Source organism: Bradyrhizobium sp. USDA 4473 (assembly GCF_054063335.1).
In genome coordinates, this window is the sequence record NZ_JBSSGE010000001.1 from 3,833,126 (window position 1) to 3,853,067 (window position 19,942).

A 19,942-nucleotide genomic window follows, 5' to 3' on the forward strand; every position below is an offset into this window, starting at 1 on the left:
GCTGGTTTCGGCCGGAGTACGGTGCGCACCGCGCCCATTAGTGGCCGGTCGTTGACGCGCCTGCTTGAGCAGGTTCCTCATGTTGAAACAAGCTGCGTTCCACTGTCTCTAACGATCGGGTCCGGAACGCCATGGTCATGCGCGATATTGGAACGGTCGAGGTTGCCGTCGCATTGATGCCGGGACACCATAATTGGTCCCCTATGATGCAACCCGACGTCCGGAAGGGCATGCCTTCTGTCAAACTGTCGCGCGACGAATTTGAGCGGCGGTATCGAAGTCGCTTCGTCGATCCTGCGTTCAAGCTGTTGACTCGGGAGGTCGATGCGATCGTCGCTGCGGCGTGGGACGGCTATAGTCATTCGCGCAAAGCGCCGGCGACGCGTCAAGCGGGGCCCGGGTTTGCCGATCCGTCCTATGAGATCGCGAACGACTGGCTGGTGGCACGGCAGGCGATCCTGGAGGCACAGCGCCGTCATGACAAGGTTGACGAGCCGATGCGTATTCTCATCGTCAACGGATCACCGCGCAGTGACCACACCTGTCCTGGTGAGATGTCGAAGACGTGGCGGCTTGTCGAATTGGCCGAGCCGGTCTTTCGGCAAATGGGTCTTGCCGTGGATATTCTGGACCTGTCGAGACTGACCTCGGAATTCGGCAAGCAGATCCATCCTTGCAAGTCCTGCGTCGCGACCGCGATGCCGCTTTGCCACTGGCCATGCAGCTGCTACCCGAACTATTCACTGGGGCAAACCGACGATTGGATGAACGACATCTATCCGCTTTGGGTGGCGGCCCACGGAATTCTCATCATTACACCGGTGAACTGGTACCACGCTCCCGCGGGCTTGAAGGCGATGATCGACCGGCTGGTCTGCGCCGACGGCGGAAATCCGGATCCGTCGTCGACGCACGGCAAGCGAGCTGATGAGGCCAAGGCGCTGGAGCTAAAAGGCTGGTCGTATCCGCGCCATCTGGCCGGCCGCCATTTCGGCCTCGTGGTCCATGGGGATAGCGTTGGCGCCGAGACGCTGCGTCGATCATTGTCAGATTGGCTCACCGACATGAGTCTCCTCTCGAGCGGGCGCACCGGTGAGGCGGACGGCTACGTCGGGTATATGGAACCCTACGCAACGTCACACCAGGCGCTCGACAGGGATGCTGCATTCCAGCAGGAGGTCGTGAACGTTGCCCGTGCGCTCGGAAACGCCGTGCAGCTCGCCCGCGCGGGCAAGCTGGAAAATCCAGGCGCGGATATCTCCGATCCGATTCCGAAGTGATGCTCCCGTCAAACCCGATCGGCGCCCGGACCGGGAAGGACGTCATCCGTCAGCGCTAGGGCTGCCCAGATCCGCCAGCCGATCCATAAACCTGACCTGTCGCATAGCTGGCGTCACCAGCAGCGAGCTGGACGTAGATCGATGCGAGCTCGGCGGGTTGGCCGGGACGACCGAGCGGCGTCTGGCCGCCGAACTGCTCGAGCTTCTCCATCGACGCGCCGCCGGAGACTTGCAGCGGGGTCCAGATCGGACCGGGCGCGACACCATTCACCCGGATTCCCTTCGAGCCGAGTTGCTTGGCCAGCGATTTCACATAGTTCATGGTTGCGGCTTTGGTCTGGGCATAGTCGTAGAGCTCGGGTGAAGGGTCGTAGGCCTGCTCCGAGGTCGTCCCAATGATGCATGCGCCGGGCTTCAAGTGAGGCAGCGCAGCCTTGATGATCCAGAACGGGGCGTAGACGTTGGTCTTCATCGTCGCGTCGAAGTCGTCGGATGAGACATCAAGGATGGACTCTCGTGACTGCTGGCGGGCAGCGTTACACACGACGATGTCGAGACCGCCCAACCCCTCGACGGCGCGCGCCACCAGCTCCTGACAGAAGGTCTCGCTCCTGATGTCGCCGGGGATCGCGAGGCCGCGACGGCCCGCCGCCTCGATCAGACCAATGACCTCCTGTGCGTCGGGCTGCTCGCTCGGGAAGTAGTTGATCGCAACGTCGGCGCCCTCGCGCGCAAACGCGATGGCCGCGGCCCGGCCCATGCCGGAATCGCCGCCGGTGATCAGCGCCTTGCGGCCTGCCAGCCGATCCGACCCCTTGTAGCTGGTCTCGCCGTGATCGGGACGGGGGTCCATCCGGCACGCAAGACCCGGCCATGGTTGCGACTGCTTCCGGAACGGTGGTTTCGGATGGAGGATGGTCGGGTCCGTCAAGCCTTCGTGCCCCGCTTCCGCTCCGCGCCGAAGACCGGTGTTGGCCGTGAGGGCCCGCCTCGGTCGCTGTTCTCCTATCGAGTCGGTCATGGACGCCTCGTGTCGTTATCGCGGAACCGGCAATGCGGCTTTGTCAATCGCTCGCTAATTCCCAGGCTGTTGAACCGTTCCTGTCGCACGAGCCGATCATCAGTCAGCCCATCGCGATAGGAACGTTTGACCATCGCCGACCTTGATTGGTCGATCCGTGAAGCTTTTGCCGGACATGCCAATGGTCACGTCCGCGGACGCAGTTCATCAAGGATAGATCATGACGAGGAAGCGGCTGAGCGAGACGCTCGAGGTCGAGCCCTATTCGGGACCGTCGGGTGGTTGGGGTTCGGTGCGATCGCTGGCGAACAGCCTCACGCGGGAGCATGTCCCGTTCAAAGGCAGCCGTGTTCTGTTCCAGCAGAACAAGACCGGCGGCTTTATGTGCGTGAGCTGCGCCTGGGCCAAGCCCGCAGACCCCCGTGTGTTCGAGTTCTGCGAGAACGGCGCCAAAGCCACGACATGGGAGATCACACACAAGCGCGTCACACCGGAATTTTTTGCGACAAGGACCGTGACCGAGCTCGAAAGTTGGGATGATCATCACCTCGAAGCCGCCGGCCGGTTGACCCATCCGATGCGTTGGGACGCGGGGACCGACAAATACGTGCCGGTCAGCTGGGAAGATGCCTTTGCCGAGATCGGGCGGGAACTGCGGGCGCTGCACCCGGATAGTGCGGTGTTCTACACCTCCGGCCGCGCCTCGCTCGAGGCGTCCTTCATGTATGGCCTGTTCGCGCGCGCCTACGGTACCAACAATCTGCCCGACAGCTCCAACATGTGTCACGAGACCAGTTCGGTGGCGCTGCCGGAGAGCATCGGTGTTCCGGTCGGCACTTGCACGCTGGACGATTTCTACCAGACCGACTGCATCTTCTTCTTCGGGCAGAATGTCGGCACGTCAAGTCCGCGCATGCTGCACCAGCTTCAGGACGCCACGCGGCGCGGCGTGCCGATCGTCACCTTCAACCCGCTGCGCGAGCGCGGGCTGGAGGAGTTCGTCAACCCGCAGGCACCCGGCGAGATGCTGGCCGACGCGCCGACCCGGATAAGCTCGCAATATCACCAGGTCAGGTCCAGGGGCGACACCGCCGCCATCGTGGGCATTGCGAAGGCGCTGCTGGCGCGGGAGGACCGCGCCGATCCGAAGGATCCTGTGATCGATTGGGCCTTCGTCAACGAGCACACCCACGGCTGGGACGATTTCGCTGAAGCTGTGAATCTGTGCGAATGGTCGGAGATCGAAAAACGATCCGGCCTGAAGCGGGATGCGCTCGAAGCGGCCGCCGCGGTATATGCGCAGGCCAAGGCCGTGATGTTCATCTACGGCATGGGCCTGACGCAGCACGAGCAAGGCGTCGAGACCGTGCAGACCCTGATCAACCTGGCGTTGATGCGCGGCAACATCGGAAAGCCCGGTGCCGGTATCACTCCGGTGCGCGGCCATTCCAACGTCCAGGGGCAACGGACCGTCGGCATCACCGAGAAGCCCTCGATGGTGCCGGCCGACAAGATCAAGCAGCAGTTCGGCTTCGCCGTGCCGGAAAATAGGGGTGTCACGACGGTCGAGGCCTGCGCCAAGGTGATCGATGGCTCGGTGCGGGCGATGGTGCTGCTCGGCGGCAATCTGGTCCGCGCCGTTCCGGAGCATCGGCTGGTCGAGCCGGCATGGCGCAAGCTGCGCCTGACCGTCAACATCCTGACCAAGCTCAACCGCTCCGCGCTGGTCCACGGCGAGGTGTCGTTCATTCTGCCGTGCCTCGGCCGTATCGAGTTCGATGAGCAGGCTAGCGGCCGGCAAGCGGTGGCGATGGAGGACTCGACCGGCTGCATGCATGGCTCCCGAGGCCAGGTGGCACCGGCCAGCCCGCATTTGCTGTCGGAGCCGAGGATCATCGCGGAACTGGCCAAGGCGGCGGCGCCAGGACGCTCGAGTATTCCTTGGGACGATTGGGTGGCCGATTACAGCCGGATCCGCGACGCGATCGCGGCGATCTATCCCGAGATCTTCCACGACTTCAACGCACGGCTCTGGCAACCCGGTGGTTTTCACCGGCCGCTCGCGGCGCGTCAACGGCAATGGAAGACGAAGACGGGGAAAGCCAATTTCGTTGTGCCGACGTCGCTCGCCAGCGATCCAAAGGCGGAAACGCGCGACCCCGACGTGGTGCAGTTGATCACGTTGCGCAGCAACGGCCAGTTCAACACGACGATCTACAGCTATGATGATCGGTTCCGCGGCATCTATGGCTCGCGCCAAGTCGTGTTGATGCACCCAAGGGACATCGACCGCTTTGCGCTGAGGGAAGGCGCGATGGTGACGCTGGCAACTGCGGCGAGCGATGGTGTGACACGAGAGGTTGGCGGGCTGCGCGTCGTGGCCTATGACATTCCACCGGGATGCATCGCCGGCTACTATCCCGAGTGCAATCCGCTGTTGCCGCTATGGCATCACGAGACGAAGGCGAAGACACCGGCGGCGAAATCGATCCCGGTGCGGGTGAGGGCGGATGCTCCTGCTGCCTGAGGTCCCTCAGACGTGGGCAAAGCCGTCAAAAAGCCCGTCTGCGTCGAGGCCTCCACTGCAAACGCGCAAGTGTAACCGGAGCGATCCGGCTTTGCCTGTGCGATGGGGCTTATTCGTGCTCTCCCCGGCGAGATTGGGCTTTGTTGCTGACCGCGTGTCCGCATAGGAACTTTGGCATGGCGGCCAGCTTGTCATGGCGAATTCGAGCTGAGGAGGCTTGCATGAACCAGCTGATCTATCTGGTGGGACTGATCGTCGTCATTCTCGCGATATTGTCGTTCTTCGGATTGCGGTAGGCGCATCATGAATAACGAGCGAGAGCTTGCCGCGTCGGCCGACCGCAGGACCGGCCTTCGGGTGCAATGGAGCCCCGTGTTCGCCGGTGCGCTGGTCGCAACGGCCCTGTCGGTGATCCTGATCGGATTTGGTGCGGCGCTCGGATTGGGCGTGAGTTCCAGCTCGCCGTCATGGCGTGACGCATCGGCGGCGCTTGCTCTGCTGTCCGGGCTGTATCTGATCCTGCAGGCGCTGGCCAGCTTCGGCGTCGGCGGCTATATCGCCGGCCGCGCGCACCGCATCATCGGAGCGACACCGTCCGACATGATCGAGGGCAGCGATGGATTGCATGGCCTGACAGCCTGGGCGATCGCTGTCATTCTGGGGACGACGATCGTGGCGCTGGTCGGCCTGTCCGCCGCGCGCCCAGTGGTCCAGAGCCGCCCCTCCGCGACGGCCGCGGAGCCGTTGCTGAGCACCGAGCTCGACCACCTGTATCGATCGGCGCGGCGTCCCGCCAATATCGACATCGGCTACGAGCGCGCGGAAGCCGGCCGCATTCTACTGACCAGTTCCGGCCATAGCGGGATCAGCGCCGAGGATCACAGCTATCTGATCCAGCAGGTTGCCGCCGCGACCGGGCTCGCCGCCGCCGAGGCTGAGAAGCGTGTCGACAGCGTCATTGGCGATGCCCGAACCGCCATCCAGCGGTCGCGGCGCAGTGCGGTGATCCTAGCATTCTCGATTGCCGCAGCGCTGCTGTTCGGCGCGGTCGCCGCCTGGGCCGCGGCCTGTGCGGGCGGCAGGCATCGCGACGGTGCCGCGCTGCCGGAGTGGATGGGCGGCAGGCCGACCACGGCTGTGCCGGTGGTCTGATGTAATTCGGTCTGCGCGATGTCTTTCTGTGATCAGTACTGCGGCGTCCTGTCCGCACGGCGTGCGCGATTGTGGTTGCGAGCCGGAATCGTTGGGATACCTATGAAAAGATCGAGGCCGCGGGATCGTCAGCACGATGCCTACCGACTCTAGCTCGCCTGCTCGGAGATGTGCCGGACGGCGGCTCACCTATATTGATACGTCCTGGATTACTGGGAAGTCATCGAGGCCATGGCGGAAGTCCGATCCGTATTCTCCTAGAGGCTATTCGGAAGTTGCAAGTTCAGTTCGTTGAACCCGCCAATTTCGACGATCTTTTCAATGTCGCGTAGCGTCACGAGCTGACCGTTGATGTCGAGAATGCCGCGAGACCGAAATGATTGGAGAACCCGGTTAACGTGCACCGTGCTCAAGCCGAGGGCCTCGGCAAGTTTCGCCTGCGTAACGGGGAAACGAAACTGATCCTCGGCGACCATATCGATCGCGGCGAGGCGCTGACGCAGTTCAGCGACAAGGTAAGCCATGCGCGCAGCGGCGGTGCGCGTGCCAAGGCTGACGATCCACTCACGAAACAGCACTGCGTCAATCAAGGTTTCTCGCCACAAGGCCTCGGCTACCGCAGGCCGGGCATCGATGACTTTCCTCAGGGCTCGATGCTCAATAAAGCCGACGCGCGCGTCCGTCAGCGTGGTCAGGTCATGATCCATTCTTTTGAGGAGCATTCCATGCAAATCCGGCATGTCGCCCGCAATGTGAAACGACAGGATTTGCCGTTTGCCACCGTCCGAGACTTTCGCGCGGTAGGAGAAGCCGCTCAACATGACGCAGCAATGGCTACTGATGCTGCCTTCCTGGACGATGGATGTCCCAGGGCCAAGCTCTTTGACGCTTGAGACGATTGAACGCAGAGCCACGATGTCCTCTTCGGCGAGAGCCGTATGAAGCCTGACCTTGCGGATCATCATATCAATTGGCATCTTCGGCTCCCCGCCCGTCGAACTCGGCAACTCTGAAGACTTGTATTGAACCGCCGCAGTTGTGGGATTTACATAAGTTAAGTTCGGAACCCTTACGTGCGAAAGGCGAGAATCCTGGCAGCCGGTAGATTGCGCGCGGCCTCCGGCGGCAGCTTAGGAACCCATCGCCTCGTCTGCGCTTCTGTTCCTATGGAGATCGACATGAATAGAAAGCCTGTGACGCAGGATTCCGGCCGCTCGAACGACTGGGGTTCACATGCGCAAACCGATAAACCCTGGAAAGGCAATCCCGAAAAGGAACAGCGCTCCGGAGACGAGAAGCCCGACTTGGAAAAATGGCATGAATCGAACACGCAATAGTGGACGAGAACAGAAGGGCTGGCCCAAGGGCAGCCTTTCACTTCGCGATCGTCAACGATAAGCCTGTGATCGACCAAACCGGTCAGCCGCTCGATGATTGTGGTTAGACCGTTGCGACGGCCGGTGAGGGCGGACCGGGAACTCGTGGTCGGAACGCATGGAGAAGACTGATGGATATGGGCCTGGAAATCATCTATGGCATCGCAGCTTTCGTTCTCCTCACAGCCTTGATTTTCGGAGTGCTGCAGTATCACTTCCGCAACAGACGGGCGGTGCAGACAGGAGATGAGGTCGTCCGCGAACGATACGAGCGGAACGAGACGTGAAGAGCAAGCCGTGCGATCGGCTAATGGAGAATCGTCAGTTCAGCTCAATCGGACTCAATCCAGCTCAATCGGAGCTGACGTAGTTGGCGCGCCAAAGCAGTGCGGCGGCGACGAGCGCGACGATTCCAGCGGCAATTGCAATCCACGCTACATAGTCGGCCATTGGTCCATCACCAGCGCTCTGCTCCGCGAGCCAATTCGCGAAGCGGAGCATGGAACATCGGGTAGCTAGAATTGTGCGTGTTGGGTCGTCGGCCGGGAGATCTGGCTCAGAGCCGCACCTGTGCCATCGTTCGGCTGGATTTGGGCGATATCTCCGAGCGCAATGATGCCGACCAGGCGCTTGTCACGGTCCAACACGGGCAGGCGTCGAACCTGGATCGCTCCCATGTTCTGCGCGATGTCCTCAATCTCCTGATCCTCGAAACAATACTTCACTTCAGCGGTCATGATGTCGCCGACCCGTGACTCCGGGCCGCGGCCCGTTCCGATGCCACGAACCGCGATATCACGATCGGTGATCATCCCGACCAGACGATCATCGTCGGCAACCGGCAGCATGCCAACTCCCAGCGTTCCCATGGCTTCGGCAACGTCGCGGAGCGTGTCGTCGGGAGTGCACAGCTGGACCTCGGACGTCATTGCGTCGGATATTTTCATGATCGCCTCTCCATTTGATTGGTGCGTACTGGCCCAACGAGGCGGTCCGGAGCGGCGTTCCTAACTCTGTGCGGCGTTTACTTGCCGTTCTCGGTGGCGACGCCGGTCAGGACGCCGAGCGGGGGCCGCATCAAGTCCATCACCGCGAACGGACCAGAACGCTTGGCTCCTATCGTCCGGCCGGCTGCGGGCCAGCCGAGCCAAGGAATTCGCGCAGGCGTTTCGCATCGGCCGGCGCCGCGCTTTTCTGGTCGTTGTCGAAATAGACATACACGTCGCATCCCTGCCTCTTCCAGCTCCGGATGCGCTTCGCCCACTCCGAAAGCTCGGCTGGCCTGTAGTGGCCGCGGTACTGTCCGCCTGGACCATGGCCGCGGACGTAGACGAAGTCGGCCGTGCGCCTCCAGGGCGCGGGTGCGTCGTGGTGATCGGATATGCACAGAGCGATGTTGCGTGCTGCCAAAGTCTTAAGGATGCGCGGCTCGTACCAGCTCGGGTGACGGAATTCAAAGGCGTAACGCCGTCGCCGTTTCAGCAATTTAAGGAACGACGCCAGGCGGTCGGCGTCAACCGTGAAATTCGGCGGCAGCTGAAACAGGATCGGGCCGGCCTTGTTGCGCAGCAACGACAGACGATCTTCCAACAATTCGAGACTGTTGATCGAGTTATCGGAGAGGCGCTTCCAGTGCGTGATGAACTTTGATGCCTTCCAGGCGAAGACGAAATCCTTATCGGTGGCTTCGCGCCAGGCCACGACCGCATTCTCCGTGGGCGTGCGATAGAAGACGCCATTGAGCTCCGTGGTCGGGAACTGGCGAGCGTAGTAGTCGAGTTGTCGCTTGAGCGGCAATCCCTCGGGAAAAAACGGACCGCGCCATGACCGATAGTGCCAGCCGGATGTACCAATCAGGATGCGCGCCATGCGATGATCTAACCTCCCGATCGAGCCATCGTCGAGGACTTGCTGATGCGTTTGCGCACGACAAGTTCAGCCGCGGCTGTGGTCAGCGTCGGTAGATGGCGCCGAAGATCAGCGCGACCAGCGCGAAAGCCGCGATCGTCGCGGAAAATGCGATGTCGGCGACGATCGTATCGGTGAGGCTCGACAACACGCCGACACCAATCACGGGCACCGCGTTGCCTATGAAGCAGCACACGAAATAGGTCGAGACGACGGCCGCGCGCTGGTCGGCGGGCGCGATCTGATTGACGACCTGAAGGCTGCCGCGATAACCCAGCCCGGCGGATACGGCCACGATGGTAGTCGCTGCCAGCATGACCCAAAGCGACGCGGAAACCTGAGCGATCACGATCGCCGCGGCTGCAGGGATCATCAGCGCGAGCGACCATAGCATCGAGGTCCGGCTGGCAAGCGTCTGGGTCGCCACGATGACCAGCGCAACGACAATGGCGAGTTCGAACAACAGTGCTCCGCCGGCAGCGCGGTTCTCGATATGAAGATCGTGCGAAAGAATCGCGGGCATCAATGAGGCATAGAAGCCGACCAGTGCCATCAAACCGAAGCCGGTGATGGCAGGAGCCACGAATTGCGCCTGGATCGTTCGCGGTAGCGCCAATTTCGGCCGCATCTCGATCTGGCCATGATCGGGATTCCGCACGGTCTCCTGGGTGAACCAGATCAGCACCGCAACCGCGCACGCCACCACGAGATAGATCACGAACGAGAGCTGCAGCGGCCACGGCGCGTACTGCGCCAGCAGCCCTGACAGCAGTGCAGCAATTCCGAGGCCGATGAAGTTGGTACTGGTGCCGATGGTGGCCGCGCGCCCCTTTTCGGCTTCGCCGACCAGTTCGGCGAGCCAGGCATTGCAGGTGCCGCTCGCAAGGCCGATGCCAAGCCCGCTGAGGACACGGCCGATATATAGCCAGGTGATACCGTCGGCAAACAGGAAGACCAAAGCGGCGACGATCAGCACCACGGTCGCAGACAATGCCGTCACCCGCCGGCCTGCGCGGTCGGAGACGCGACCGAACAACAGCAGCGCGGCGATATTGCCGATCGCATAGGCCGCATAGATGAGTGTCAGGGTGATCTGCGAGAAGCCAAAGGCCTTCTGATAGATCAGGTATAGCGGCGTGATCAGGGTACTGAGAGCGAAGGCCGTGCCAAGCAGCATGCCGACCGCGGCGAGCGCCGCGGTATGCCGGAGTTCCATTCGTTGGGTGCGCATGGCGTCGAGCTGCGCCATTCGAATTGCCTCACGAAGCCGGGATGGTAAGGCAATCCGTCATGTGGCCGTTCGTTCCAACCGAAACGACCGGCCACCGCCGGCCTGCTACTTCCGGTTCTTATTCAGGTCCTGCGCCATCGCGAGATGGTGCTGCAGTGTCGGCAGGGTCGTTCCGGCCCAGTCCTTCAGTTTCGAATCGTCGCCGCCCTTGGCGTAACGCTCGAACAGAGAGACTGCGTCCTTGTGGGCGCTGACCTGCATCGGATCATATTCGCTGGCGAAATCGTCCGGCTTGGTGTTGCGCAGCACGTCGAGTTTCTTCTGAGAGCTGTCGTCCAGGCCCGTCGGCAATGCCGTCTTCATCTCGCCGCTGACCAACCCCTTCAACTCGGTACTGGTCTTGGTATGGTCGGTCACCATCTGATCAGCGAATTTCTTCTCCGCGGCATTGCCCTTCTGCTGGGCGATCTTGGCTGCCTCAATCTCCAGCATATCGCTGGTCGCGGCTTCCTTGATGAAGTCTGCCGTCTTCGGTGCAACGCCAAGCACGGAATTGACGCCGGTCTTCTCGCTCACCGATTGCGCCAGCGCCGGCGGGGCCAGAGCACAGCACATTGCAAGAGCCATGATGGTTCTCTTCATCGCCCGCTCCTCAAGCCGCTTCGGCATTGATGGCGCTGACCGCGAGCTTGGTGAGCGTCTCATCGGTCTTCTTTTCCTCTGCCAGGGTCTGGTCGATGAGCTTGACGGCGTCCTTCATGCTGAGCCGGCCGGCCCAGGCCTTCAAAGTGCCGTAGCGGGCGATCTCGTAATGCTCGACCGCCTGGGCCGCCGAGAGCAGGCCTGCATCGAGCGCGGGCGTGTCGGCGTACTCCTCCATGATCTCCTTGCCTTCGTCGAGGATTCCTTCGATGGCATCGCACTTCTTGCCGCGCGCGGGCTTGCCCATCAGATCGAAGATCTGCTCGAGCCGCTCGATCTGTCCTTCCGTTTCGTCATGGTGCTTCTCGAAGGCAGCGCGCAGCTGGTCGGAATCGGCCGCCTTCGCCATGCGCGGCAGCGCCTTGAGGATCTGCTTCTCGGCGTAATAAATGTCCTTGAGGGTTTCGAGGAAAAGGGCGCTGAGGTCTTTCTCCGGCATAGCTCGCTCCGTGGGTTGGGGTGGTCCGGACGTCTCAACACGGTTGCGGAGAGCAAGTTCCTATCGCTGGTTGCGGCGCGACAAGGCGTCGCCGGGTCTCTCGGTTCGGCGTGGTACGAGGTCTCGCCTCGTTGCGAAGTCTTGCCGCAAGTCAGCTGCGGAACGAAGCTTCAGCGGGCCAGTTGGATGGTCTCATCTTTCAACGGAGAACCGCGATGGACTGGAATCGTGTCGAAGGCAACTGGAAGCAGATGAAGGGCAAGGTCAAGGAGCAATGGGGCAAGCTTACCGACGACGACCTCGACGTGATCGCCGGCAAGCAGGACCAGCTCGAAGGCCGTCTGCAGCAGCGCTACGGCTATGCAAAGGATCAGGCCGCAAGGGAAGTGAACGACTGGTATGGCCGCCAGAAATGGTGAGCATCGCATTCGGGGCCCCGCCTTGGCGGGGCCTCTGCGTACCATGCTGCCGAATTCGAGGCGCAGCTTGATACGGGGCGAGCGGCTGACCCGGCAAGTAACAGGCGTCGGCGGGCGCGCGCGGGCATGAAGGCGGGCATGAAGAATGGTCCGAAAGGAGTATCCCGACCAAGCCGCAGCATAGGAACCGGCGCAAGTGGCCCACGTTTGCCAAGGGTTGGGTGCGACGGGCTTCCCCCATGCAGCGTCGATCATTCCTGCTTTCGCTGGCAGCCTCCTTGGCGAGCACGACATCGCTGAGCCGGGCGGCTTTGATCCGCGATCACGTGCCCTGGGCTCCGCACCCGATGTCGGTGCCGACGATCGAGCCGCTGGGCCCCTGGCAATTCTTCACCGCCGACGAGGCGCGCGCTATGGAAGCGATCGTCGATCGGATCATTCCGCCGGATCCCGAGACACCAGGTGGCAAAGATGCTGGCTGCGCCGTGTTCATCGATCGTCAGCTTAAGGGCGCCTATGGCGCGAATGAGGGTCTATACATGCTCGGTCCCTACATCAAGGGCAGCAAGGAGCAGGGACCGCAATCGCAGACCCCGCATGCCGAGCTCTATCGCAAGGGACTGGCGGAGCTCGATGCTTTCTGCCGGTCAAGCCAGGGCGGCAGGCCATTTGCCGAGTTGAGCGCCGATCAGCAGGACGCGGTGCTCAAGAAGATTGAGGCCGGCGAGGCCAAGTTCGACGGTGTGGATGCGCAGGGGTTCTTCGACGCCCTATTGAAGGACGTGCCGGAAGGCTTCTTCTCGGATCCGATCCATGGCGGCAACCGCGACATGGTCGGCTGGAAGATGATCGGCTTTCCCGGCATCCGTTACGACTATCGCGACTGGGTGAAGCGGCACAACGAACGCTATCCCTATCCCCCCGTCGGCATTGCCGGCCGCGCCGACTGGACACCTGCAAAATCTTGAGCACCAACCATGGCCCGCAAGCTGCCAAGAAAGGATGTCGTGATCGTCGGTTTAGGGTGGACCGGCTCGATCATGGCCCACGAACTCGCCGAGGCCGGGCTCGACGTGGTGGCGATCGAGCGCGGCCCGTGGCGTAACACCGCGACCGATTTTCCGCCGGGTTATGCGGCGGACGAGCTGCGCTACCGCATCCGTCATGAGCTGTTCCTGCGTCCGGACCAAACCACCTTCACCTTCCGCAACAAGATGAACCAGACGGCGCTGCCGATCCGCAGCTGGGGCGCGTTCATGCCGCCGAATGGCGTCGGGGGCGGCGGCGTGCACTGGAATGCGGAGACCTGGCGGTTTCTGCCGTCGGATTTCGTGCTGCGCACGCATCTGACCGAGCGCTACGGTGCGAACTTCATGCCCGAGGATATGACGATCCAGGACTGGGGCGTCCCCTATGACGAGCTCGAGCCGCATTACGACAAGTTTGAGTATCTGTGTGGCACATCGGGGCAGGCTGGCAATGTCAAAGGCAAGATCATCGAGGGTGGCAATCCCTTCGAGGGACCGCGATCGAGGCCCTATCCAAATCCGCCGCAGGACCAGCCGTTCGGTGCCACGCTGTTCGCCAAGGCAGCCCGCGACCTCGGCTACAAGCCGTTCCCGCAGCCATCGGGCAACATGTCACGCGCCTACCAGAATCCGCTCGGAGTTCGGCTCGGACCCTGCACCTATTGCGGCTTCTGCGAATGGTTCGGCTGCGGCAACTATTCGAAGGCCTCGCCGCAGACAACGATCCTTCCGGCGCTGATCCGCAAGCCGAATTTTTCGGCGCGGGACAACAGCGAGGTGGTACGGATCGATCGCGACAGCTCGGGCAAACGCGCGACCGGCGTCACCTTCGTCGACACTGACGGCAACGAGTGGGAGCAGCCGGCTGACCTCGTGGTGTTGTCGGCCTATACGATCTTCAATGTGCAACTGCTCCTGCTGTCCGGGATTGGCAAACCCTACGATCCCAATGCCAAGAGCGGCGTGATCGGCCGCAACTTCACCCACCAGACCATCTCCGATGTCGTCAGCTTCTTCGACCCGGCAAGATTTATCTTCAATCCCTTCATCGCATCGGGTGCGATCGGGATGTGCATCGACGAATTCAACGGCGACAATTTCGATCACGGGCCGCATGGCTTCGTCGGCGGCGGCTATATGGGGCAGGTGCAGACCAACGGCCGGCCGATCGAGACCACCCCGGTGCCGCCGGGAACGCCGCTGTGGGGCGCGCAATGGAAGAAGGCGGTCAAGGAGAACTATCAGAGCGCCCTGAAGCCGGGCACCGGCGTGCACGGCAGCATGTACAGCTACCGCGATGTCTATGTCGATCTCGATCCGACCTACAAGGACCGCTTCGGCCGCCCGCTCGGGCGTATCACCATGGATTTCCATGACAACGAGATCAAGCAGAACAGGTTCTTGACCGACAAGTTTGCCGAGATATTCCAGGCGATGGGCGCCCGACAGGTGCACAAGGAGTACCGCAGAGGGCCTTACGACATCACGAAATATCAGACCACGCATCTGTGCGGCGGCGCGATCATGGGCACTGATCCTGCGACCAGCGCGTTGAACCGCTATTTGCAGAGCTGGGACGTGCCGAATCTGTTCGTGCTGGGCGCCAGCGCCTTTCCGCAGAACGCCGGCTACAATCCGACCGGCACGGTCGCGGCGCTGGCCTATTGGGCCGCGGACGCGATCCGCGGCAAGTATCTGAAGAGCCCGGGACAGTTGATCGATGCCTAGGCCGCCGCAACTCGCGCTGATGGCTGCTGCATTGGTGGCAAGCGGCGGAGCGGCGATTGGCGCGGGCTCGCAGGACTTTGCCGCCATCGAGCGCGGCCGTTATCTCGCCAATGCCGCCGATTGCGGCAGCTGCCACACCATGCCGGGCAGCGGACAGCCGTTCGCCGGCGGCCGACCGATCGAGACGCCATTCGGCGTACTGGTCGCGCCGAACATCACGCCGGACCGCGACACTGGCATCGGCGCCTGGAGCGATGCAGAATTCGATGCGGCGGTGCGACAGGGAATCCGCCGAGACGGCAAGAGGCTGTATCCGGCAATGCCGTATCCGTACTTCACCCGGATGTCGCGCCAGGACGTCAAGGACGTTCGCGCCTATCTTTCGACGATCGCACCGGCGCGCAATGCCGTTGCCAGCAACAAGCTGCCGTTTCCACTGAACATCAGGTTCATGATGGCCGCCTGGGACAGGCTGTACTTTGCGCCGGGTGAGTTTCACGGCGACCCTGCCAAATCGCAGGACTGGAATCGAGGCGCCTACCTGGTGCAGGGGCCGGGCCATTGCGGGGCCTGCCATACGCCCAAGACGCTGCTTGGCGGCGACAAGGCATCAGCGTCCTTGCAGGGCTATACGCTGCAAGGTTGGGTGGCACCCGACATTACCAGTGGAGAGGGGCCGCTTGCATCGTGGTCCGCGGACGATCTGGCGCAGTACCTCAAGACCGGCCACAATCGCTTTGCCGCGGCCGCCGGCCTGATGGGCGAGGTCGTCGATCTCTCGACCTCGAAGTTGAAGGACGAGGACGTCAAGGCGATGGCGACGTATCTCAAGGACGTCAGCGGACCCAAGGCCGCGGTGGACAGTTCGACTGACCAAAAGGTGCTTACGGCCGGCGGCGCGATCTATCAGGACCTCTGTTCGGCCTGTCACAAATCCGACGGCACCGGCGTGCCGAACCTGATCCCTGATCTCTCGCACGCGGCAACCGTCGACACCGGCGACCCGACGACCGTGTTGCGGGTGATCCTGCAGGGTGCGCAGAGCGTGGCGACCGATCGCGAGCCGACCGGGCCCGCGATGCCGGCGTTCGGCTGGCAGCTCAACAACGCGCAGGTCGCCGCCGTTGCCACCTATGTCCGCAACCATTTGGGCAAGGGGCCGGCCGTCAGCGAGGCACAGGCCAGGACGGAACGCGCGGCGCTGCAAGCCAGAACCAACTAATTCAGGTCCGGGTCAGGAAATCCATCAAGCCGAGCCATAGCAGGATGCCGAGCCAGAACAATCCGGCGCCGGCAAACAAAAGGGTCAGGGCGCCGCGATGTCGCAGCTCCATGAAGATGGCGGCGACCACGGCCGCCTTGGCGGTGCCGATCCCGATGGCGACGATTGCATTCGCGCTGCCGAGCGGAACATAGGCGATCGTCACGGTCAGTGCGAGCAGGCCAAGCAGGCCAAGCCATGCGGCGACCAGTGGGAGCGAGGGGCGGGATTGCGTCATGCGGTCGACCTTCCCGGCAGGTAGATCAGCGCAAACAAGAATATCCAGACGATGTCGACGAAATGCCAGTACAGTGCCGCGCTGTGCAGTGCCGCGCGATGCCGAGTCGAAGGGGCATTGCGGCAGAGCAGAGCGAGCACTGCCAACAGACCGATGCCGATGACCATATGGAGCGCGTGGATTGCGGTCGCGATGAAGTAGAAGATGAAGAACAGTTGAGCACCGTTTGCGAGGTCGCCTTTGAATTGGAAGTCGACACCCGGCACGAGGTGCTCCTCGTACTCGCCATGATACTCAAAGCCCTTGAGCGCGATGAAGGCGAGCCCGAGACAGATCGCGCCGGCGAGCAGCCCGGCGGCCAATCTTCGCGTCTCCGCCGAGAATATCTCGACGGCCCAGGCGACCAGAAAACTCGAGGTGAGCAGGATCGCGGTGTTGGCCGTTCCAACCGCGATCTCCGTGTGTCGACTGCCTGCCGCAAAGCCCTGTGGATAGGCGTGACGATAGACGAAATAGCTGAGCAGCAGGCCGCCGAACAGCAGAACCTCGGTCGCGATGAAGACCCACATGCCGAGTTCGGCGGACTCATCGCGATGGCTGACCGACGTGAACTGCGGTGCAAAGGCGGGACTCTCAGGCATTCTGCGGCTCCGCTTCGAACTTGCGGGAGTATTGATAGGGCGCACGTGTCACGACGGGCTGGACGTCGAAATTGTGCTCCGGCGGAGGCGACGAGGTCTGCCATTCGAGCCCCGGCGCGTCCCACGGATTTGCCGACGCGCGCGCGCCGAAGAAAACGGAATAGCCGAGATAGAACAGCGGCAGCAGATAGGCGGCGGCCAGGATGGTCGCGCCTCCCGACGACAATACGTTCCAGACCTGGAATTCCGGCGGATAGACATGATAACGCCGCGGCATGCCTTCCACGCCGAGGATGAATTGCGGGAAGAAGGTCAGATTGAATCCGAGGAAGATCAGGATTGCCGCGGCCCGCGCCAAGTACTCCGAATAGAGCCGGCCCGTGATCTTCGGCCACCAATAATGCAGCCCGCCGAAATAGGCCGTCACCATGCCGCCGACCATGATGTAGTGGAAGTGCGCGACCACGAAATAGGTATCGGTGGCGTGCACGTCGAAGGCAAGGCAGGCGAGGAACAGGCCGGTGAGCCCGCCGATCGTGAACAGACCGATGAAGGCGAGCGCATAGAGCATCGGCGCGTCAAACCGCAACGAGCCCTTGTGCAGCGTGGCGGTCCAGTTGAACACCTTGATCGCCGAGGGGACGGCGACGACGAAGCTCATGAAGGAGAATACGAGGCTTGCCAGCAGCGATTGCCCGGTCACGAACATGTGGTGGCCCCAGACCAGGAAGCCGAGCGCTGCGATCGCAAGGCTGGCCCAGGCCACGAATTTGTAGCCGAACACCTGCTTGCGAGAGAAACATGAGATCAACTCGTTGATCACGCCCATTCCGGGCAGGATCATGATGTAGACGGCGGGGTGCGAGTAGAACCAGAACAAATGTTGGAACAGCAACGGGTCGCCACCGATCCGCGGGTCGAAGAAGCCGACGCCGAAGAAGCGCTCGACCGCAATCAGCACCAGCGTGATCGCCAGTACCGGAGTGGCTAACACGAGGATCACCGACGTCGCGTAGAGGGACCAGAGAAACAGCGGCAGCCGGTACCAGGTCAATCCCGGCGCGCGCAGCCGGTGAATGGTGACAATGAAATTGAGCCCGGTCAGGATCGACGAGAAGCCCGCGATGAAGACGCCTGCTGCGGCGACCATGACGTAGCTGTTGGAATAGAGCGTCGAGAACGGAGTGTAGAAGGTCCATCCGGTATCGATGCCGCCGGCCAGGATCGCAAACAACGTCACGCTGCCGCCGAGCATGAAGATGTACCAGCTCAGCAGGTTCAGCCGTGGGAAGGCGAGGTCGCGCGCGCCGATCATCAGCGGCACGATGAAGTTGCCGAGCGTGTTGGGGATCGACGGGATCAGGAAGAACCACACCATGATGATGCCGTGCATGGTGAACAGGCGGTTGTATGTGTCGTCGCTGACGAGATCGGCCTGGGGCGTGGCAAGCTCGATCCGCATGGCGGTCGCTGCCGCGCCGCCGACGAAGAAGAAGAAGGTGAGGCTCGCGAAATAGAGGATCGCGATCCGCTTGTGGTCGGTGGTGAAGAACCACGAACGAAGCGTGTAGTGGACGGTGAGGTAATCGGGTTCGGTCATGGCACTCGACCCAGCGATTTGATGTAGAGGACCAGACGAAGCAACTGGTCCTCGGTGACCTTCCCCGCGAAAGACGGCATCAGGGGCTCGTAACCCGCGGCGATCTGGCTGCGGGGCAGCAGGATGGAATCGCGGATATATTTGTCGTCGGCAATCACAGTGCTGCCGTCGGACAGCGGCACCGGGCGTCCGTAAACCCCGTCCAGCTGCGGAGCATGGATCTTGCTGCCTGCGCTATGACAGCCGCTGCATCCGAGTTCGCGAAACAGGGCGCCGCCTTCATCCGCGAGCGGGCTCGCAGGCGCCTGCTGCGTGAGCCAGTCGGCGAACTCGACTTGCTCCATCACCACGATTTCGCCGGTCATTCCGGAATGCGCGCTGCCGCAATATTCGGCACAGAACAGGTGATAATGCCCGGCCTTCTGCGCGGTGAGTTCGAGGTCCTGATAGCGGCCGGGAACCACGTCGTGCTTCAGCCGGAGCGCGGGAACGAAGAAGCTGTGAATGACGTCCTGCGAGGCCATCACCAGCCGGATCGGCCGGTCGACCGGCATATGCAACACGTTGATCTCGGATTGGCCTCCGGGGTGTTGGACTTTCCACATCCACTGTTTGGCGACCACGAAAGCCGTCAGCTCGTCAGGTGGCCTGCGGTAGATTTCGAAGTAGACGCCGGCGCCCGAGACAAACAGCGCGAGAAAGCAGAGCAGGGACGCCGTGGTCCAGCTGACCTCCCAGTGCCAGCTCTTGGCCTCGTGGTTCTCGCGGTCGACCTCGTTGCCGGCGCGGTAGCGTACGCAGAACAGCGCTAGCAGGAAGAACAGCAGTCCCAGCACGAGCGCGCTGGCGATCAACAGGCCGGCGAACAGCAGATCGACGTCGCCGCCTTCCGGAGACACGCCGGGGTGCCAGAACGGAATCCACTGGCGCCACATGCTCAGGTCACCGCCGGTGACAAGGCGGAGAGATCGCAGTTCATGCGGTAGGCCATCCCGGCAGGCCCTTTCGCAGCAGCATCTCAATGGCGCGCTCGATCGGCACGCGCACGATCCCGCGGTCGCGATCGACCCAGCCATAGCTGCCGGTCATCTCGGCATCCTCACGGCGCGCGCGTTCGAGTTCGTCCGATGGGGTGACTTCGAGTGGCGGAGCGTTTGAGCTCAGTGCCGGCCGCGCGGCGGGACTGGCGTGGCGTAACGATTGCGGAAAGATCAGCGGCATTGCGATGGGAACAATCAGCACGAACGCACCCAGACCGGCTGCGATCCAGGCGACGGCATTGGTCGCGATGTCCGACCGTTCGAAGTCGAATCCGCTGGTCTGAGCCATGTTCCGGGTCCTAGCGCGCCCATGGTCAATGCCGAGCGGGCCCTGGCGTTCCTCGATTAGGA

The 19,942-nt window shown here is 62.4% G+C and carries 21 protein-coding genes; 9 read left to right on the forward strand and 12 right to left on the reverse strand.

Translation table 11 applies throughout. The features are described from left to right. The first annotated feature begins 203 nt into the window (after positions 1-203). The gene (locus ACVW17_RS17780) at positions 204-1,280 is read left to right on the forward strand and encodes a flavodoxin family protein (RefSeq protein WP_456756462.1); all 1,077 of its coding nucleotides are present in this window, start codon (positions 204-206) and stop codon (positions 1,278-1,280) included. Positions 1,281-1,335: 55 nt separating this feature from the next. On the opposite strand, the gene ACVW17_RS17785 is transcribed toward ACVW17_RS17780, so the two are convergent. Beyond that, a complete protein-coding gene (locus ACVW17_RS17785) occupies positions 1,336-2,301 on the reverse strand; it encodes an SDR family oxidoreductase (RefSeq protein WP_456753084.1) in 966 nt (321 codons plus the stop codon). A gap of 220 nt (positions 2,302-2,521) precedes the next feature. Here ACVW17_RS17785 and ACVW17_RS17790 point away from each other — a divergent pair, with 220 nt between their 5' ends. Then, positions 2,522-4,828, forward strand: coding sequence for an FdhF/YdeP family oxidoreductase (locus ACVW17_RS17790; RefSeq protein WP_456753085.1), 2,307 nt, complete (start codon positions 2,522-2,524; stop codon positions 4,826-4,828). Between the two features lie 372 nt (positions 4,829-5,200). Beyond that, positions 5,201-5,980 (forward strand): hypothetical protein, encoded by a 780-nt coding sequence (locus ACVW17_RS17795; protein WP_456797734.1) that lies wholly within the window; start codon positions 5,201-5,203, stop codon positions 5,978-5,980. Positions 5,981-6,237: 257 nt separating this feature from the next. On the opposite strand, the gene ACVW17_RS17800 is transcribed toward ACVW17_RS17795, so the two are convergent. Next, entirely contained in the window at positions 6,238-6,957 is a 720-nt protein-coding gene (locus ACVW17_RS17800; RefSeq protein ID WP_456753087.1) for a Crp/Fnr family transcriptional regulator, read from the reverse strand. Between the two features lie 201 nt (positions 6,958-7,158). On the opposite strand from ACVW17_RS17800, the gene ACVW17_RS17805 reads away from it, so the two are divergent. Beyond that, complete coding sequence (locus ACVW17_RS17805; protein WP_456753088.1) at positions 7,159-7,317, forward strand: hypothetical protein; 159 nt, start codon at positions 7,159-7,161, stop codon at positions 7,315-7,317. A 170-nt stretch (positions 7,318-7,487) separates the two neighbouring features. Continuing rightward, entirely contained in the window at positions 7,488-7,643 is a 156-nt protein-coding gene (locus tag ACVW17_RS17810; RefSeq protein ID WP_456753089.1) for a hypothetical protein, read from the forward strand. 228 nt (positions 7,644-7,871) lie between these two features. On the opposite strand, the gene ACVW17_RS17815 is transcribed toward ACVW17_RS17810, so the two are convergent. The 5 genes from ACVW17_RS17815 to ACVW17_RS17835 form a co-directional block, all read right to left on the reverse strand. Further along, a complete protein-coding gene (locus ACVW17_RS17815) occupies positions 7,872-8,303 on the reverse strand; it encodes a CBS domain-containing protein (RefSeq protein ID WP_456753090.1) in 432 nt (143 codons plus the stop codon). 169 nt (positions 8,304-8,472) lie between these two features. Then, positions 8,473-9,225: a DUF72 domain-containing protein gene (locus tag ACVW17_RS17820; protein ID WP_456753091.1), complete on the reverse strand. Its 753-nt coding sequence runs from the start codon at positions 9,223-9,225 to the stop codon at positions 8,473-8,475. Between the two features lie 82 nt (positions 9,226-9,307). Then, entirely contained in the window at positions 9,308-10,513 is a 1,206-nt protein-coding gene (locus ACVW17_RS17825; protein WP_456753092.1) for an MFS transporter, read from the reverse strand. Between the two features lie 87 nt (positions 10,514-10,600). Further along, positions 10,601-11,137 carry a DUF4142 domain-containing protein gene (locus ACVW17_RS17830; RefSeq protein WP_456756463.1) on the reverse strand — a complete coding sequence of 179 codons (537 nt, stop codon included), beginning with the start codon at positions 11,135-11,137 and terminating at the stop codon, positions 10,601-10,603. A 10-nt stretch (positions 11,138-11,147) separates the two neighbouring features. Then, complete coding sequence (locus tag ACVW17_RS17835; RefSeq protein WP_456753093.1) at positions 11,148-11,636, reverse strand: YciE/YciF ferroxidase family protein; 489 nt, start codon at positions 11,634-11,636, stop codon at positions 11,148-11,150. Between the two features lie 215 nt (positions 11,637-11,851). On the opposite strand from ACVW17_RS17835, the gene ACVW17_RS17840 reads away from it, so the two are divergent. The 4 genes from ACVW17_RS17840 (at position 11,852) to ACVW17_RS17855 (ending at position 16,033) form a co-directional block, all read left to right on the forward strand. Beyond that, positions 11,852-12,055 (forward strand): CsbD family protein, encoded by a 204-nt coding sequence (locus ACVW17_RS17840; RefSeq protein ID WP_456753094.1) that lies wholly within the window; start codon positions 11,852-11,854, stop codon positions 12,053-12,055. 239 nt (positions 12,056-12,294) lie between these two features. After that, positions 12,295-13,023 (forward strand): gluconate 2-dehydrogenase subunit 3 family protein, encoded by a 729-nt coding sequence (locus ACVW17_RS17845; protein WP_456753095.1) that lies wholly within the window; start codon positions 12,295-12,297, stop codon positions 13,021-13,023. Positions 13,024-13,032: 9 nt separating this feature from the next. Then, entirely contained in the window at positions 13,033-14,811 is a 1,779-nt protein-coding gene (locus tag ACVW17_RS17850; protein ID WP_456753096.1) for a GMC family oxidoreductase, read from the forward strand. After that, positions 14,804-16,033, forward strand: a complete 1,230-nt coding sequence (locus ACVW17_RS17855; RefSeq protein ID WP_456753097.1) for a c-type cytochrome — start codon at positions 14,804-14,806, stop codon at positions 16,031-16,033. The genes ACVW17_RS17850 and ACVW17_RS17855 overlap by 8 nt, the downstream gene beginning before the upstream one ends. A 1-nt stretch (position 16,034) precedes the next feature. Here ACVW17_RS17855 and ACVW17_RS17860 read toward each other — a convergent pair whose 3' ends face one another. The 5 genes from ACVW17_RS17860 to ACVW17_RS17880 are packed head-to-tail and all read right to left on the reverse strand — an operon-like array spanning position 16,035 to position 19,880. Further along, on the reverse strand, positions 16,035-16,310 hold the full coding sequence (locus ACVW17_RS17860; protein ID WP_456753098.1) for a cytochrome C oxidase subunit IV family protein: 276 nt from the start codon (positions 16,308-16,310) through the stop codon (positions 16,035-16,037). After that, positions 16,307-16,951 (reverse strand): cytochrome c oxidase subunit 3, encoded by a 645-nt coding sequence (locus tag ACVW17_RS17865; RefSeq protein ID WP_456753099.1) that lies wholly within the window; start codon positions 16,949-16,951, stop codon positions 16,307-16,309. The genes ACVW17_RS17860 and ACVW17_RS17865 overlap by 4 nt, the downstream gene beginning before the upstream one ends. Further along, entirely contained in the window at positions 16,944-18,551 is a 1,608-nt protein-coding gene (gene ctaD, locus ACVW17_RS17870) for a cytochrome c oxidase subunit I (RefSeq protein WP_456797735.1), read from the reverse strand. The genes ACVW17_RS17865 and ctaD overlap by 8 nt, the downstream gene beginning before the upstream one ends. Further along, a complete protein-coding gene (gene coxB / locus ACVW17_RS17875; protein WP_456753101.1) occupies positions 18,548-19,486 on the reverse strand; it encodes a cytochrome c oxidase subunit II in 939 nt (312 codons plus the stop codon). Before coxB ends, ctaD begins: the two co-directional genes overlap by 4 nt. Before the next feature lie 40 nt (positions 19,487-19,526). Further along, positions 19,527-19,880 carry a hypothetical protein gene (locus tag ACVW17_RS17880; protein WP_456753102.1) on the reverse strand — a complete coding sequence of 118 codons (354 nt, stop codon included), beginning with the start codon at positions 19,878-19,880 and terminating at the stop codon, positions 19,527-19,529. Positions 19,881-19,942: the final 62 nt, after the last annotated feature.